19 protein-coding genes are annotated in these 14,683 nt (G+C 62.0%); 1 reads left to right on the forward strand and 18 read right to left on the reverse strand.

Annotation, left to right across the window (positions count from 1 at the left end; genetic code table 11):
• Window positions 1–15 precede the first annotated feature (15 nt).
• The 16 genes from queE to CAG18_RS22010 form a co-directional block, all read right to left on the reverse strand.
• Window positions 16–663, reverse strand: a complete 648-nt coding sequence (queE, locus tag CAG18_RS21935) for a 7-carboxy-7-deazaguanine synthase QueE (RefSeq protein ID WP_085721539.1) — start codon at window positions 661–663, stop codon at window positions 16–18.
• 160 nt (window positions 664–823) lie between these two features.
• Complete coding sequence (gene ybgF, locus CAG18_RS21940; RefSeq protein WP_054572634.1) at window positions 824–1,630, reverse strand: tol-pal system protein YbgF; 807 nt, start codon at window positions 1,628–1,630, stop codon at window positions 824–826.
• 6 nt (window positions 1,631–1,636) lie between these two features.
• Entirely contained in the window at window positions 1,637–2,137 is a 501-nt protein-coding gene (gene pal / locus CAG18_RS21945) for a peptidoglycan-associated lipoprotein Pal (protein ID WP_003254755.1), read from the reverse strand.
• A 53-nt stretch (window positions 2,138–2,190) separates the two neighbouring features.
• Window positions 2,191–3,462, reverse strand: coding sequence for a Tol-Pal system beta propeller repeat protein TolB (gene tolB / locus CAG18_RS21950; RefSeq protein ID WP_038408273.1), 1,272 nt, complete (start codon window positions 3,460–3,462; stop codon window positions 2,191–2,193).
• A 26-nt stretch (window positions 3,463–3,488) separates the two neighbouring features.
• Window positions 3,489–4,595, reverse strand: a complete 1,107-nt coding sequence (gene tolA, locus CAG18_RS21955) for a cell envelope integrity protein TolA (protein ID WP_013973804.1) — start codon at window positions 4,593–4,595, stop codon at window positions 3,489–3,491.
• On the reverse strand, window positions 4,595–5,047 hold the full coding sequence (tolR, locus tag CAG18_RS21960) for a protein TolR (protein ID WP_003254760.1): 453 nt from the start codon (window positions 5,045–5,047) through the stop codon (window positions 4,595–4,597). The genes tolA and tolR overlap by 1 nt, the downstream gene beginning before the upstream one ends.
• Before the next feature lie 14 nt (window positions 5,048–5,061).
• Window positions 5,062–5,757: a protein TolQ gene (gene tolQ, locus CAG18_RS21965; RefSeq protein WP_015271471.1), complete on the reverse strand. Its 696-nt coding sequence runs from the start codon at window positions 5,755–5,757 to the stop codon at window positions 5,062–5,064.
• 2 nt (window positions 5,758–5,759) lie between these two features.
• A complete protein-coding gene (gene ybgC / locus CAG18_RS21970) occupies window positions 5,760–6,212 on the reverse strand; it encodes a tol-pal system-associated acyl-CoA thioesterase (RefSeq protein ID WP_015271472.1) in 453 nt (150 codons plus the stop codon).
• 125 nt (window positions 6,213–6,337) lie between these two features.
• A complete protein-coding gene (gene ruvB / locus CAG18_RS21975; RefSeq protein ID WP_004375289.1) occupies window positions 6,338–7,384 on the reverse strand; it encodes a Holliday junction branch migration DNA helicase RuvB in 1,047 nt (348 codons plus the stop codon).
• Complete coding sequence (gene ruvA / locus CAG18_RS21980; protein WP_015271473.1) at window positions 7,381–7,998, reverse strand: Holliday junction branch migration protein RuvA; 618 nt, start codon at window positions 7,996–7,998, stop codon at window positions 7,381–7,383. The genes ruvB and ruvA overlap by 4 nt, the downstream gene beginning before the upstream one ends.
• Before the next feature lie 109 nt (window positions 7,999–8,107).
• Window positions 8,108–8,632: a crossover junction endodeoxyribonuclease RuvC gene (ruvC, locus tag CAG18_RS21985; protein WP_004375291.1), complete on the reverse strand. Its 525-nt coding sequence runs from the start codon at window positions 8,630–8,632 to the stop codon at window positions 8,108–8,110.
• A gap of 185 nt (window positions 8,633–8,817) precedes the next feature.
• The gene (locus CAG18_RS21990; protein WP_013973810.1) at window positions 8,818–9,564 is read right to left on the reverse strand and encodes a YebC/PmpR family DNA-binding transcriptional regulator; all 747 of its coding nucleotides are present in this window, start codon (window positions 9,562–9,564) and stop codon (window positions 8,818–8,820) included.
• Between the two features lie 114 nt (window positions 9,565–9,678).
• Entirely contained in the window at window positions 9,679–11,454 is a 1,776-nt protein-coding gene (aspS, locus tag CAG18_RS21995; protein ID WP_023661313.1) for an aspartate--tRNA ligase, read from the reverse strand.
• A 95-nt stretch (window positions 11,455–11,549) separates the two neighbouring features.
• Entirely contained in the window at window positions 11,550–11,771 is a 222-nt protein-coding gene (locus tag CAG18_RS22000) for an FmdB family zinc ribbon protein (RefSeq protein ID WP_003254776.1), read from the reverse strand.
• A 92-nt stretch (window positions 11,772–11,863) separates the two neighbouring features.
• Window positions 11,864–12,193: a ribbon-helix-helix domain-containing protein gene (locus CAG18_RS22005; RefSeq protein ID WP_015271475.1), complete on the reverse strand. Its 330-nt coding sequence runs from the start codon at window positions 12,191–12,193 to the stop codon at window positions 11,864–11,866.
• Window positions 12,194–12,431: 238 nt separating this feature from the next.
• Window positions 12,432–12,905, reverse strand: a complete 474-nt coding sequence (locus tag CAG18_RS22010; protein ID WP_013973814.1) for a Dps family protein — start codon at window positions 12,903–12,905, stop codon at window positions 12,432–12,434.
• A 280-nt stretch (window positions 12,906–13,185) separates the two neighbouring features.
• On the opposite strand from CAG18_RS22010, the gene CAG18_RS27415 reads away from it, so the two are divergent.
• The gene (locus tag CAG18_RS27415) at window positions 13,186–13,779 is read left to right on the forward strand and encodes a cold shock domain-containing protein (protein ID WP_015271476.1); all 594 of its coding nucleotides are present in this window, start codon (window positions 13,186–13,188) and stop codon (window positions 13,777–13,779) included.
• A 94-nt stretch (window positions 13,780–13,873) separates the two neighbouring features.
• On the opposite strand, the gene CAG18_RS22020 is transcribed toward CAG18_RS27415, so the two are convergent.
• Window positions 13,874–14,080 (reverse strand): SlyX family protein, encoded by a 207-nt coding sequence (locus CAG18_RS22020; protein ID WP_015271477.1) that lies wholly within the window; start codon window positions 14,078–14,080, stop codon window positions 13,874–13,876.
• Between the two features lies 1 nt (window position 14,081).
• Entirely contained in the window at window positions 14,082–14,501 is a 420-nt protein-coding gene (locus CAG18_RS22025) for an HIT domain-containing protein (RefSeq protein WP_085721540.1), read from the reverse strand.
• Window positions 14,502–14,683: the final 182 nt, after the last annotated feature.

Here is a 14,683-nt window from a genome sequence, read left to right on the forward strand (position 1 = left end):
GTACTTGCTCCTCAATCAACGTCCGGGTTCGTCGTTCCACAGCAGCTTGTGCAGCTGCAGCTGGAAGCGTACGGGCAGGTTGTCGGCGACGATCCAGTCCGCCAGCTCGCTGGCGTTCACCTGGTGGTGGCTGGGCGAGAACAACACCTCGCCGGCACGCTCGGCCAGGTTGTACTGGATCAGCTTGGAGACCGCCCAGTCATAGTCCTCACGGGAACAGATGACGAACTTGACCTGGTCGTTGCGGGTCAGCTGCTCGATGTTCTCGTAGCGGTTACGTTGCGACTCTTCGGAGCCTGGGGTCTTCAGGTCGACCACGCGGCTGACGCGGGTGTCGGTGCCGGCAATATCCAGCGCGCCGCTGGTTTCCAGCGACACTTCGTAACCGGCGTCACACAGGCGCTGCAACAGCGGCAAGGCGTTGGGCTGGGCCAATGGCTCGCCGCCGGTGACGCAAACGTAGCGCGGCTTGAAGCCGGCGACCTGCTCAAGGATCGAATCGAGGGTGCGAACGGTGCCGCCACTGAAGGCATAGGCACTGTCACAGTACTGGCAGCGCAGAGGGCAACCGGTGAGGCGCACGAATACCGTGGGCAACCCAGCCGTTCGCGTTTCACCCTGCAAGGAGTAAAAGACTTCGGTGATGCGTAATGTGTCTTGCATGCTCGCCACGGGCGTGACAGCTAAACAGGCTGCCCGCCTCCGTCAGGCACTGTCGCGGACTCGACATAGCGTTATCCGCAGCAGCGTGTTTACGAAAAAAGGGCATTGATTCTAACGAAAAAACCCGCGACAAGCGCGGGTTTCTTTCAAACGTAACTGCCTAGAGCTTTTGCAGGTCACGCTGGGCCAGTTGCGCGGCCGAGGTGCCAGGGTACTGGGTAATGACCTGCTGCAGGATACCCTTGACCTTGTCGGTATGGCCCATGCGGCGCTCGACGTCGGCCAGCTTGTACAGCGAATCCGGCACCTTGCTGTGCTTCGGATACTTCTGGCTGACTTGGGCGAAGGCCTGGCTGGCAGCCGGCAGGTCGCCCTTGGCCAGATTCACTTCCCCCAACCAGTACTGGGCATTGCCGGCGTACTGGCTGTTGGGGTACTTGCGCAGGAAGGCGTTGAACGCCTGGCTGGCCTTGTCGAAGTCTTTCTGCTTGATCAGGTCGAAAGCGGCATCGTAGTAGAGCTTTTCTTTCGCCGGATCACCGGGCTCGCTACTGGCGGCCGGTTGTTGAGCAGCAGCACCTGCTGCTGCATCGGGGGCGGCATTGGATGCACCACCACCGGAGGAATTGTCAGGGGTCGCGGCAGGCGCGGCGCCACTGTTGATGCGACGGTCCAGGTCCTGGTAACGCTCCAGGTTTTCCTGCTTCATGCGCGACACATCGTTCTGCAGTTCTTCGATGATGCCTTGCTGGCGGGAAAGCTGATCCTGCATCTGTTGCAGCTGCATGAACAGCTGGCCCTGTGCAGAGGCAGGGGCCGAAGCCCCTGACCCGGCATAGGCGCCGCTCGTGCCATAACCCGCAGGCGGATAGCTGCCTGCGTTGTCATCAACTACAGGGACCTCAGCCCAGGCCGCAAGCGGCAGGCTGAGTGCGAGGACGGTTACTACACGGCGGCCCATACGCATAAGAACTTACTTACGCAGTTCTACGCGACGGTTCTGAGCCCAGGACTGCTCGTCGTTGCCAGTGGCAACCGGACGCTCTTCACCGTAGGAGACCAGTTCCAGCTGAGCAGGGGAAACGCCCTGCAGAACCAGGTAACGCTGAACGGCCTTGGCACGACGCTCACCCAGAGCCATGTTGTACTCGCGGGTGCCGCGCTCGTCGGTGTTGCCTTCCAGGACAACGCGGTTGCCGTTGGCTTTCAGGTCCTTGGCGTGAACGTCCAGGGCGCGCATGGCTTCTGGCTTCAGGTCCGAGCTGTCGTATTCGAAGTAGAAGGTGGTGATTGCGCGCAGGGCAGCTTCTTCGCTCAGGGAGCCGTCAACAGCGCCAGTGTTGGCACCGTAGCCAGCGTTCGGATCTACAGCAGCGCCTTCGCCTGCGTTGTCACCGCCCTTCGAGGAGCAACCTACAGCTACGGCCATGGCCAGAGCCAGCGCAGCAAATTTACCAAACTTCAGCATTTCCATCGTGAAACTCCTAATGAAACCCCAGTGTGTTAAGCAAAAGTATTACGCCGCAATCAGTTCAGGTAAGGGGACCAGGACGGTTCTCTGACTTCGCCTTGAGCGGTAGGAAGTGGGAGCCTCACGCGGCCATTAAGCGACACGAGCATCAAGACTCCCCGGCCCTGCTGGCGGGTGGCGTAGATTAGCATGGTGCCGTTTGGCGCAACAGTGGGAGACTCATCAAGACTCGTTTCAGAGAGAATCTTTACACTTCCGCGTTGCAAATCCTGGGCCGCAACTTTGAAGTTGGTGAAGCCCTGCTGGCGATGGATCATCACCAGGGTTTTTTCGTCCGCCGACAGTTTCGGGTTGGCGTTGTAGTTACCCACGAAAGTTACACGCTCGGCACCACCGCCACCGACCGACTGCTTGTAGATCTGCGGCTTGCCGCCACGGTCGGAGGTGAAGTACAGAGTGTTGCCATCCTTGCCCCAGAACGGCTCGGTGTTGATGCCCGGGCCAGCGGTGACACGGCTGATTTGACGCGAAGCCACGTTCATCACGTAGATGTCCGGGTTGCCGTCCTTCGACAGCACGAATGCCAGGCGCGTGCCGTCCGGCGACCAGGCTGGCGCACCGTTCAGGCCTTCGAAGTTGGTGACCTGCTCGCGGCGACCGGTATCGATGTGCTGGACGAAGATGCGCGGACGCTTCTGCTCGAACGAGACATAGGCGATGCGCTTGCCATCCGGTGCAAAGCGTGGCGACAGGATCGGCTCGCGCGATTGCAGCAGGGTGACCGCACGTGCACCGTCATAGTCCGAACGCTGCAGGGTATAGCGGGTGTTGTTGGTGGAGAAGCGCTCGGCCGTCACGTACAGCATACGGGTGGAGAAAGCACCCTTGATGCCGGTGAGCTTCTCGAACGACTGGTCGGCAATGTAGTGCGCCATGTCGCGCAGCTGGTCGACGCTGCCCGCCACGCTACCGGTCAGCACTTGCTGCTCGGTGGCGACGTTGAACAGCGCGTACTGCACCTGCAGGCGACCGCCCGACGGCACGATGCTGCCGACCATCACGTACTGCGCACCCAGCGCTTTCCAGTCACGGAAGATCACTTCGCTGGCCTGCGACGGCTGGCTGATCATGTTCTGCCGCGGAATCGGCGAGTAGTAGCCGGAGTTGCGCAGGTCGTTGCCGATGATGTCGGCCATGTCTTCCGGCAGCACGCTGCCGCCCTGCAGACCGAACGGCACTACCGCGATGGGCGTGGCCCGGTCGCTGCCGCTGGTGACCAGGATGTTCTTTTCCTCTGCAACGGCCATGCCTGCCACGCAGCACAGCATGACCAGCAGTCCTCTCAGACGTTTAATCACAACGCTAGATCCTCAGGTGTAAATGTCATCTTGAACGAACGATATTGGTTGAAATCGCTCGGCTTCATACCCTGCATCTCGGTCAGACGACCGATGTTCTTCACTGCTGCCACCGCCGAGCTGTCGTACGGGCCGTCACCACTGGACCGGGCCACGCTGACGCTGGTGATGGTACCGTCCGGCAACATGTTGATCTGCAGGACCACCGTCATGCCCTTGCGCGCGGAAGGCGGACGAGCCCAGCCCTCGGCCGCGCGCATGCGGATCAGGTCGTCGAAGTCGCCGGCCACCTGGTCACCCTGCTCGTCGGCCAGCGCCTGCTGCCGTTCGGTGGTGTCGGACAACAGCTCGGCCAGGGCCTGGGCTTTCTTGTCTTCCGCCGCCTTGCGGGCCGCTTCCTGTGCCTTTTTCTTCTGGGCATCTGCAGCGGCCTTTTTCTTGGCCTCTTCAGCTGCCTTCTTCTTCGCTTCCTCGGCTACCGCTTTCTTCTTGGCGTCCTCGGCTGCTTTCTTCTTGGCCTCTTCGGCCGCCTTTTTCTTGGCGTCCTCGGCGGCTTGTTTCTTCGCCTCTTCAGCGGCCTCTTTCTTGGCCTCTTCTTCGGCTTTTTTCTTTTCTTCCTCGGCCTTCTTCTTGGCGATGTCGGCCTGCTGCTTCTCGGCAGCCTTCTTCGCCTCTTCGGCCTTCTTGGCTTCGGCGGCCTTCTTGGCCTCGGCGGCCTTGGCGGCCTCGGCAGCTGCCTCGGCTTTCTTGGCTTCGGCGGCCTCGCGGGCCTCCTCGGCCTTTTGAGCAGCGTCGGCTTTCTTTTGTTCCGCGGCCTTCACGGCCTCCTGCTCGACCTTCTTCTGTTCCAGCTGCTCGACTTCGGTCTGGCGCGAAGCGGTTTTCTTCGCTTCCCCGGCAATCTTCTGATTGGTCTGGGTGGTCGCCTGGCTCTTGGACTTGAGCTGGTACAGGGTAGCCTGGACGATCGGCTTGGATGGCGGCAGCTCAGGCGTCATGGCAAAACTGACGAACAGCAGGGCGAACACCAGCACATGCAGGCCGATGGCCCAGATACTGGGCCAGAAGTAGCTTTCCGAGGCGGATGGCTCTCGCTGTTGCATCAGGGCGCCTCGGTAATCAGGCCAACGTTACCGACACCGGCCTTCTGCAACCCGCCCATGGCACCCATGACCGCGCCATAGTCGACAGCCTTGTCGCCACGAATGAACACCTGGGTCTGCTTGCCCTGGTCACGGCCGGCGGCAATGATCTTGGTCACCGCGTCGGTCATGGCTGGCAAGGTCATGGCCTTGTCCATCTGCTTGTCGGTATCGACTTCGCTGCCGAGGTTCCAGTAGTAGGTCTTGTCGGCCTTGATGGAGATGGTGAGGATCTGGACGTTGTTGTCCTGCGGCAAGGCTTCACTGGAAACCTTGGGCAGGTCTACCTTGACGCCCTGGTTGAGCATGGGCGCCGTCACCATGAAGATGACCAGCAGTACCAGCATCACGTCGATGTAGGGCACCACGTTCATCTCGGCGACGGGCTTGCGTTTGTGGCGAACTCGGGCCATGGGCTTCTACCTGATTACTCTTCGCTGGTGTGCACTTTGCGGTGCAGGATCGCCTGGAACTCGTCGGCGAAGGTGTAGTAACGGCCGATCAGCACTTCGCTGCGCGCCGAGAAGCGGTTGTAGGCGATGACCGCCGGAATTGCCGCGAACAGGCCGATGGCGGTGGCGATCAGCGCTTCGGCAATACCCGGGGCGACCGTGGCCAGGGTGGCCTGCTGGGCGCTGGCCAGGCCGCGGAAGGAGTTCATGATGCCCCATACGGTACCGAACAGGCCGATGTACGGGCTGGTCGAACCGACGGTGGCCAGGAACGGCAGGCTCTGCTCGAGCTTTTCTTCCTCGCGCGAGATGGCGACGCGCATGGCACGGGCAACGCCCTCCATGACCGCGTCCGGGTCAACACCTGGCTGCTGGCGCAGGCGCGAGAATTCCTTGAAGCCGGCACGAAATACCTGCTCGACACCAGAATCCGGGTCTGGGTTACTGCCTGCCTGGCGGTACAGCTTGGACAGGTCGATGCCCGACCAGAAGCGCTCCTCGAAGGCATCCAGCGCACGACGACCGGCGCGCAGCATGGTGCTGCGCTGGAAGATCATGACCCATGAGGTGACCGAGGCGGCCACCAGGGTCAGCATTACCAGCTGTACCAACACGCTGGCATTGCTGACCAGACTCCACATGGAGGTATGGTCGACGACGTTAGCTTCCACGCTTATTCTCCTGCATTCGATTGAGTACCCGAGCCGTCCGCCGCAAAGGCGTCACGCAGCTCCGGGGGTATGGCTCGGGGTTTGAAAGTGTCGGCGCGCACGGCGGCCACCAGGAACTGCCCTTCACAGAGCAGCGTTTCATCCTTTTCCCGCCAGACCTGCTGCACGAAGCGCAGGCTGGCGCGATTGAGTTCAAGTACTTGCGCGGTGACCCGCAGCTCGTCGTCCAGCCGCGCCGGCGCGTGATAGCGCGCTTCGCTGGAGTGGACTACGAACAGCAGGTTGTCTTCGGCCAACTGCGCCTGGGAAAAGCCCAGGTGCCGCAGCCGCTCGGTACGCGCGCGCTCCATGAATTTCAGGTAATTGACGTAATACACCACCCCACCGGCATCGGTATCTTCGTAATAGACACGACAACGGTGTGCGAACGGTTCCAGGCCATTTTGCGCGCGCATACTCTAGTGCTTACTCCTCAGCTTGCCAATCCGCTATGGCAACTGTTTTTTCTTCATTAATGTCTTATTGCCAGCGCACCCTCGGCATGCCAGCGGTAGGACCACGAAAAGCCGTTTTCGATCTGTCACTCATCGCCCGTTTCGGAAAAATCACCACCCTCCCCCAGGCGCCCGGGCACGTTCAGGCCAAAGTGCAGGTAGGCATGCCGGGTGACCACGCGGCCGCGCGGCGTGCGCATGATGTAGCCTTGCTGGATCAGGTACGGCTCGAGCACGTCCTCGATGGTGTGGCGCTCTTCACTGATGGCTGCCGCCAGGTTGTCCACGCCGACCGGGCCACCGTCGAACTTCTCGATCATGGTCAGCAGCAGGCGGCGGTCGGAGTGGTCAAAGCCGCGCTCGTCCACGTCCAGCAGGTTGAGCGCCATGTCGGCCACGGCCTTGGTGATCTGGCCCTTGCCGCGCACTTCGGCGTAGTCGCGCACGCGGCGCAGCAGGCGGTTGGCGATACGTGGCGTTCCACGGGCCCGGCGGGCGATCTCGTAGGCACCCTGGTCTTCGATGGCCAGGCCGAGGATGCCGGCCGAACGGCTGACGATGGTGGCCAGGTCCTTGTCGCTGTAGAACTCCAGGCGCTGGACGATACCGAAGCGGTCCCGCAGCGGGTTGGTGAGCATGCCGGCACGGGTGGTGGCACCGACCAGGGTGAACGGCGGCAGGTCCAGCTTGATCGAGCGGGCAGCAGGCCCTTCGCCGATCATGATGTCGAGCTGGAAATCCTCCATCGCTGGGTACAGCACCTCTTCGACGACCGGTGACAACCGGTGGATCTCGTCGATGAACAGCACGTCGTGCGGTTCGAGGTTGGTCAGCATGGCCGCGAGGTCGCCCGGGCGCTCGAGGATAGGCCCCGAAGTGCTCTTGACCGACACGCCCATTTCCTGGGCGATGATGTTGGCCAGGGTGGTCTTGCCCAGGCCGGGCGGACCGAAGATCAGCGTGTGGTCGAGCGACTCGCTGCGGCCACGGGCGGCCTGGATGAACAGCGCCATCTGCTCGCGCACCACCGGCTGGCCGATGTACTCGTCCAGCCGCAGCGGGCGAATCGCACGGTCCTGGACTTCTTCACGGTCGCGGCCACTGGCGGCGATCAGGCGGTCGGCTTCGATCACTTGGTAATCATCCCTTTCAGGCTGCGACGAATCAGTTCCTCACTGCTCAGGCCGGCCTTGTCCTTGATCGCGGCGATTGCCTTGCTGGCTTCCTGCGGCTTGTAGCCCAGCGAAACCAGGGCGCTGACGGCATCGGCTTCGGCTGTGGATGCGCTTGCGACCGGCAGCGGCCCGTCGGAGACCAGGGTAAACATGGCCGGGGAGGTTTCCCAAGCCTTGAAGCGGTCCTTGAGCTCGACCAGCAGGCGTTCGGCGGTCTTCTTGCCGACACCGGGCACGCGCACCAGGGCCGAAGTATCCTGGGCCTGCACGCAGCGCACCAGCTCGTCCACTTCCAGCCCGGACATGAGCGCCAGGGCCAGCTTCGGCCCTACGCCGTTCAGGCGGATGAGCTCGCGGAACAGCTCGCGCTCACGCTTTTCGGCAAAGCCGTAGAGCAGGTGAGCATCCTCGCGCACCACCAGGTGGGTGTGCACGGTTACGGGTTCGCCCACCTTGGGCAGACGGTACAGCGTGGTCATGGGAACTTCCAGTTCGTAACCTACGCCGTTGACGTCGATAATCAGGTGCGGCGGCTGTTTTTCCGCCAGGGTGCCGCGCAAACGTCCAATCACGTTCCGATCCTTCCTCTCGGGGAGCCGGTCAAAGACCGCTCAACCCTATCAGCAAATGCAGCGGGTGAACGCATCACCCGAACAAAATGTGTATCAGCGCATGAAGCGCCTAGAGACGCAAGCGCCCGCCGCGCCGCCGTGCCGTGGCCAGGCCATGCGGCACCAGGCTGGAACGGGTGTGGGCGTGGCACAGGGCGATAGCCAGGGCGTCGGAAGCGTCGATCTGCGGCTTCTGCGTCAGTTTCAGCAGGTGCATGACCATCATCATCACCTGCTCCTTGTTCGCCCCACCGGTACCGGCTACCGCCTGCTTGACCTGGGTGGCGCTGTACTCGGCGATTTCCAGGCCGGCTTCGGCGGCTGCGACGATGGCCGCGCCACGGGCCTGGCCGAGTTTGAGCGCCGAGTCGGCGTTACGGGCCATGAACACCCGCTCGATGCCCATGGTTACCGGGCCGTGCTGGGCGATGATTTCACCCACGCCACGAAAAACGATCTGTAATCGCTCGTGCAGCTCGCCGCTGCCGGTGCGAATGCAGCCCGACGCCACGTATTCGCAACCACGGGCGGTCTGGCGTACCACGCCATAGCCGGTGATGCGCGAGCCGGGGTCGATACCAAGAATCAGAGTCATAGTGCCTGTCGAAAAATTGATGCATCTCTGCAAACTGTACCGGCCCTTTCGCGGGTAAACCCGCTCCCACAGGTACTGCACCGACTCTGAATGTGGTGCAGTACCTGTGGGAGCGGGTTTACCCGCGAAAGGGCCGGTACAGGCGCTGACAAACTTGAAGAACTGGCATGGATCGCCAGGACACGTTAGCCGAGGTTTTCCATGATCTCATCGGAAATCTGGGCATTGGAGTAGACGTTCTGCACGTCATCCAGGTCTTCGAGCATGTCGATCAGCTTGAGTACTTTCTCGGCACCGTCCTGGTCGAGTTCGGCGCTGGTGGTCGGCTGCATGACGATTTCAGCGTCAGCGGCCTTGAAGCCAGCCTCTTCCAGGGCATTGCGCACGGCGTAGAAGCTGTTGAACGAGGTGAACACGTCGAACGAGCCGTCGTCGTTGGCCACCACGTCGTCGGCATCGGCTTCCATCGCCGCTTCCATCAGCGCGTCTTCTTCCACGCCCGGAGCAAAGCTGATCTGCCCCTTGCGCTCGAACAGGTAGGCCACCGAACCGTCGGTGCCCAGGTTGCCACCACACTTGGTGAAAGCATGACGCACGGCGGCGGCAGTACGGTTGCGGTTGTCGGTCATGGCCTCGACCATGATCGCCACGCCACCCGGACCGTAACCTTCGTAACTGAGCTCTTCGACGTTGTCGCTTTCGTTGGTGCCGGCACCACGGGCCACGGCACGATCAATGATGTCGCGGCTCATGTTGGCACCCAGGGCCTTGTCCAGCGCCAGGCGCAGGCGCGGGTTGGATGCCGGGTCAGCACCACCCTGCTTGGCAGCGACCGTCAGTTCGCGGATCCACTTGGTGAAGATCTTGCCTCTCTTGGCATCCTGGCGCTCTTTGCGGTGCTTGATGTTCGCCCACTTGGAATGACCAGCCATAACGACTCCGAATCCTTTGAATCACAAACAGCCCCGCCCCTGTAGGGGGCGGGACGGGAAATTGCCTGCGCCGGAACGCAAAGGCGCATCCATGTGGATGCGCCCGGGGACTGCTTACTCGACCTTTGTCTGTTCGCGCAGTCGGATGTGCAGCTCGCGCAGGGCCTTGGCGTCGACCAGGCCAGGGGCCTGGGTCATGACGCACGCGGCGCTCTGGGTTTTCGGGAAGGCGATCACTTCACGAATCGACTGGGCACCGGTCATCAGCATGACCAGGCGGTCCAGGCCGAAGGCCAGGCCACCGTGAGGCGGTGCACCGAACTTCAGGGCGTCGAGCAGGAAGCCGAACTTCTCTTCCTGTTCTGCCGCTTCGATGCCCAGCAGGCGGAACACGGCCTGTTGCATCTCTTTACGGTGGATACGGATCGAACCGCCACCCAGCTCAGTACCGTTCAGGACCATGTCGTAGGCACGGGACAGGGCCACGGCCGGGTTGGCCTCGAGCTCTTCCGGGGTGCACTTCGGCGCGGTGAACGGGTGGTGCAGCGCGGTGAAGCTGCCGTCCTCGTTCTCTTCGAACATCGGGAAGTCGACCACCCACATCGGTGCCCACTCGCAGGTCAGCAGCTCGAAGTCGTGGCCCAGGCGGATACGCAGCGCGCCCAGGGCTTCGCTGACCACCTTGAACTTGTCGGCACCAAAGAACACGATGTCGCCGTCAACGGCGCCAACGCGGTCGAGGATGGTGTTGAGGTTGGCCTCGGGGATGTTCTTGACGATCGGCGACTGCAGGCCTTCGACACCCTTGGCGCGCTCGTTGACCTTGATGTAGGCCAGGCCCTTGGCACCGTAGATACCGACGAACTTGGTGTACTCGTCGATCTTGCTGCGCGGCATGCTGGCGCCGCCAGGCAGGCGCAGGGCGGTAACGCGGCACTTCGGATCGTTGGCCGGGCCGGCGAACACCTTGAAGTCGACATCCTTGAGCTGGTCGGCAACGTCGACCAGTTCCAGCGGGATACGCAGGTCCGGTTTGTCAGAGCCGTAGCGGCGCATGGCTTCTTCGAAGGTCATGTGCGGGAATTCGCCGAATTCCAGGTCCAGCACTTCCTTGAACAGCTTGCGGATCATGCTTTCGGTCAGGCCCATGATCTCGCTTTCATCGAGGAAGCTGGTCTCGATGTCGATCTGGGTGAATTCCGGCTGGCGGTCGGCACGCAGGTCTTCGTCACGGAAGCACTTGGCGATCTGGTAGTAGCGATCGAAGCCGGCAACCATCAGCAACTGCTTGAACAGCTGCGGCGACTGCGGCAGGGCAAAGAAGCTGCCGGCATGAGTACGGCTGGGCACCAGGTAGTCACGCGCGCCTTCCGGGGTGGCACGGGTCAGGATCGGCGTCTCGACGTCAAGGAAGCCGTTTTCGTCGAGGAAGCGACGGATGCTGCTGGTGATACGCGAACGCAGGCGCAGCTTGTCGGCCATTTCCGGGCGACGCAGGTCGATGAACCGGTAGCGCAGGCGGGTTTCTTCGCCGACGTCGGAGTATTCGTTCAGCGGGAACGGTGGGGTTTCCGCTTCGTTGAGCACGTTCAGCTGGTAGCCGAGGATCTCGATGGCGCCGGAAGCCATGTTGGCATTCACCGCACCTTCAGGGCGCTTGCGGACCTTGCCGGTGATCTGCACGACGTATTCGCTGCGCACGCGGTCGGCAGCGGCGAAGGTTTCGGCGCGATCCGGGTCGAACACGACCTGGGCCATGCCTTCGCGGTCACGGATGTCGAGGAAGATCACCCCGCCGTGGTCGCGGCGACGATGGACCCAGCCGCAAAGGGTGACTTCCTGGCCGTCCAGGCTCTCGTTCAGTTGGCCGCAATAATGGCTGCGCATCATGATGGTGGTTTCGCTTCTCGTGATTCGTGTATTCGGTGGAGGCCTTGGCCGCCCGGAGAGGGCTAATACTGCAAGACCCGGTCACAGCATTCAACTCAGTCGGCCTTGTCGCCGCCTGCCAGATTCTTTTTCGCCCCGGTCTTGAAGTCGGTTTCGTACCAACCGTTACCGCTCAGGCGGAAGCCTGGCACCGACAGCAGCTTCTTCAGCGCCGGCGCCTGGCAGGCCGGGCAATCGGTCAGCGGCGCGGCGCTGATCTTCTGCAGCACTTCCATGCGGTGCTCGCAGGATGCACATTGATAGTCATAAAGGGGCATGGGTGTCTCTCGTCAACCACAACGCTGGCTGCCGGGGCAGCAAAAAGCGGGATTATATATGGTTAACAAGCACTGCGCAGCCCGCCAGGCGATCAGCGCACACTTGGCGGGTCCAGCAGCCAGGCGACGCAGATCACCCGGATCAGCCCGCTGAAGTTGCGCACCCCGCCTTGTCGCAGGTGCACCTCACGGTCCACATAGGACAGGACCGCACTGACCGAGCAGCGGTTGGCCGCGGCGATGCGCTCCAGGATACCCCAGTAGACGGCCTCCAGCCGCAGGCAGGTGGAAAAACCGTTGAGCCGCACCGAGCGTGACACGGGCTGGGTCTGCAACATGTCGAAATCCGCTTTGAACGGGTCGATGCACTGTTTACCCGGCCAACGCCCCTGGCCAGCCACACGCTTGCTTGCTTGCGTCATGCGCCACACTTCCTCGTCACAGGTACCAGGTGGCCTATGAAGCGCTGTTGGGCGAGCTTAAAGCAGCGGCAAAATCTTCCTGCACAAAATTGCGCAGGACCTGTAGGAGCGGCCTTGTGTCGCGATGGGCTGCGAAGCAGCCCCGGAAATTTGTGCAATGCGCTCAAACCGTGGGGCTGCTTCGCAGCCCATCGCGACACAAGGCCGCTGCTACAAGGGCCGGTACAGCGCTGGGTATCTACTTGCCGTCGAGCAGTACCCGCAGCATCCAGGCGGTCTTCTCGTGCACCTGCATGCGCTGGGTCAGCAGGTCGGCGGTCGGCTCGTCACTGACCTTGTCCACCACCGGGAAGATGCTGCGCGCGGTACGCACCACGGCTTCCTGGCCCTGCACCAGCTGGCGGATCATCTCGTCGGCATGCGGCACCCCTTCCTCCTCCTTGATCGAGGAGTGCCGCGCATAAAATGCATAGGACCCCGGTGCCGGGAAGCCCAGGGCGCGGATGCGCTCGGCAATCGAGTCGACCGCCAGCGCCAGTTCGTTGTACTGCTCTTCGAACATCAGGTGCAGGGTGCGGAACGACGGACCGGTGACGTTCCAGTGGAAGTTATGGGTTTTCAGATACAACACATAGGTATCCGACAACAGGCGGGACAGCCCATCGACGATGGACTTGCGATCTTCTTCACTGATACCGATATCAATTGCCATGAAGTTCCCCTTTCCATAAGGCGTGAGACCCAAGCGGGTGCCGACCACTGTAGCAACACTTGGTCTGCACCGCATGTGACATGGCGCAACACATCGCCCCTCGGGGACAGCGGTTTGAGTAGCCTGCGGCTTTACTGTTAAATAGGCATGGTGCCACCCGTGCGGATTGCCATTTGCCGGGTGCATAGGCTGGCCTGCCGCGTGTTCGCGCTCTACACCTCATGCGCACCGTGCTACCAGCTCTTCCTGTGATCGGCCTTATCAACTGTGAGCCAACCCCATGTTCAAAATCGTCCATCTGGTGACGGGCGTGGCAGCCTTGCTGCTATCGCTCATGCCCAGCCTGAAAACCGATGCGTTACCCTTCCTGCAACAACCCGACGCGGTCTACCTCGCCCTGCTCGGCCTGCTCAACCTCGTACTGGCCCCCGTCGTGCCACTGTACTACCGCGGCGCGCGGCAGCAACTGCAGCATCTGGCCTGCGCCCTGCTGGTGGTGGCTGTGGTGCTGCAGACCCTGACACTGCTGGCCCGCCCGGAAATGGGCAACCTGGCCGCACTGGTCTGCGCAGCGCTGGCCGTGGCCGTGCACCTGGCCGTGGGCTTTGCCCGCAGCCCCCGCAAGGCACGCACCAGCCAGCACGCGGCGCAGGATGCCGGCAATCGTGATACCGGCACCGTGAAATGGTTCAACACGTCCAAAGGCTTCGGCTTCATCTCCCGCGACTCGGGCGATGATATCTTCGTGCACTTTCGCGCCATTCGTGGCGAAGGCCACCGCATCCTGGTGGAAGGCCAGCGCGTGGAGTTTTCCGTGATGCACCGCGACAAGGGCCTGCAGGCCGAGGATGTGGTCGCGGTAACCCGCCGCTGATCCTGTTTGCAGAAACCATCCCTTGTGGGAGCGAGCATGCCGCACCCACAAGGTTTGTGTGCATCCAGCGGAATATGTGTAGCAGGTTCAGGTATCAATAATGAGGCGGCGGCGCCTCGTCCCCTTCGCTGCCATACTGGCCAACCATCTCTTCGTAACGCTTGATCAGCTCGGCCATCTGCAACTGCAGCCGCTCGATCACCCGGCCCTGCTCGACCACCACGTCATTCAATGCCTGGATGGTGTCATCCTGAAACGCCAGGCGGGTTTCCAGTTCGACCACTCGTGATTCAAGCGGCATATCAGGCCTCCTGGTAACCGGCGAGATGCATCCCGCGCAGGCGCTGGCGGATGGCTTGCACCTGGTCGTCGGTGTACGCCGCCGCCGGGCACTTGCCCCACACCGGTGCCGGCCAGGCCGCGTCGTCGCGCTGGCGCACGATCACGTGCATGTGCAACTGGCTGACCACATTACCCAAGGTAGCAACGTTCATCTTGTCGGCGCTGTAGCTGGCTTTCAGCGCTTCGGCCAGGCCGATGGTTTCCTGCCACAACTGCTGCTGCTCTGCAGCATCGAGCTCGAACACTTCGCTGATGCCAGCGCGCTTGGGCACCAGGATGAACCATGGATAGTTGGCATCCTTGCTCAGCAGCAACTGGCACAGCGCAAACTCCCCCAGCACCAGCGAATCCTGCTGCAAACGCGAATCGAGGACGAACACGGCAAATCTCCTTCAGGCAGAACCAACCCGCTTCACGCGGAAAACAGGCCTGCAAGGATACCCTGCACGTTCCCGGTAACACAGCGCTACTTTTCGCACCAAAATGAGGCTACCGATACCCCTCGCACCACACTTGTCACCCCGCGGGTGACGCGGCATGAACAAGTTGCGGTAACACATTG

The organism is Pseudomonas sp. B22(2017) (genome assembly GCF_002113105.1).
In the GTDB taxonomy this organism is placed as follows: domain Bacteria; phylum Pseudomonadota; class Gammaproteobacteria; order Pseudomonadales; family Pseudomonadaceae; genus Aquipseudomonas; species Aquipseudomonas asiatica.

What these genes read in the sequence shown, in the direction of transcription:
- queE (WP_085721539.1), bottom strand. Translation starts at nt 663, where the DNA reads ATGCAAGACACATTACGCATCACCGAAGTCTTTTACTCCTTGCAGGGT.
- ybgF (WP_054572634.1), bottom strand. Translation starts at nt 1,630, where the DNA reads ATGCGTATGGGCCGCCGTGTAGTAACCGTCCTCGCACTCAGCCTGCCG.
- pal (WP_003254755.1), bottom strand. Translation starts at nt 2,137, where the DNA reads ATGGAAATGCTGAAGTTTGGTAAATTTGCTGCGCTGGCTCTGGCCATG.
- tolB (WP_038408273.1), bottom strand. Translation starts at nt 3,462, where the DNA reads ATGCTGTGCTGCGTGGCAGGCATGGCCGTTGCAGAGGAAAAGAACATC.
- tolA (WP_013973804.1), bottom strand. Translation starts at nt 4,595, where the DNA reads ATGCAACAGCGAGAGCCATCCGCCTCGGAAAGCTACTTCTGGCCCAGT.
- tolR (WP_003254760.1), bottom strand. Translation starts at nt 5,047, where the DNA reads ATGGCCCGAGTTCGCCACAAACGCAAGCCCGTCGCCGAGATGAACGTG.
- ybgC (WP_015271472.1), bottom strand. Translation starts at nt 6,212, where the DNA reads ATGCGCGCGCAAAATGGCCTGGAACCGTTCGCACACCGTTGTCGTGTC.
- ruvC (WP_004375291.1), bottom strand. Translation starts at nt 8,632, where the DNA reads ATGACTCTGATTCTTGGTATCGACCCCGGCTCGCGCATCACCGGCTAT.
- CAG18_RS21990 (WP_013973810.1), bottom strand. Translation starts at nt 9,564, where the DNA reads ATGGCTGGTCATTCCAAGTGGGCGAACATCAAGCACCGCAAAGAGCGC.
- aspS (WP_023661313.1), bottom strand. Translation starts at nt 11,454, where the DNA reads ATGATGCGCAGCCATTATTGCGGCCAACTGAACGAGAGCCTGGACGGC.
- CAG18_RS22000 (WP_003254776.1), bottom strand. Translation starts at nt 11,771, where the DNA reads ATGCCCCTTTATGACTATCAATGTGCATCCTGCGAGCACCGCATGGAA.
- CAG18_RS22005 (WP_015271475.1), bottom strand. Translation starts at nt 12,193, where the DNA reads ATGACGCAAGCAAGCAAGCGTGTGGCTGGCCAGGGGCGTTGGCCGGGT.
- CAG18_RS22010 (WP_013973814.1), bottom strand. Translation starts at nt 12,905, where the DNA reads ATGGCAATTGATATCGGTATCAGTGAAGAAGATCGCAAGTCCATCGTC.
- CAG18_RS27415 (WP_015271476.1), top strand. Translation starts at nt 13,186, where the DNA reads ATGTTCAAAATCGTCCATCTGGTGACGGGCGTGGCAGCCTTGCTGCTA.
- CAG18_RS22020 (WP_015271477.1), bottom strand. Translation starts at nt 14,080, where the DNA reads ATGCCGCTTGAATCACGAGTGGTCGAACTGGAAACCCGCCTGGCGTTT.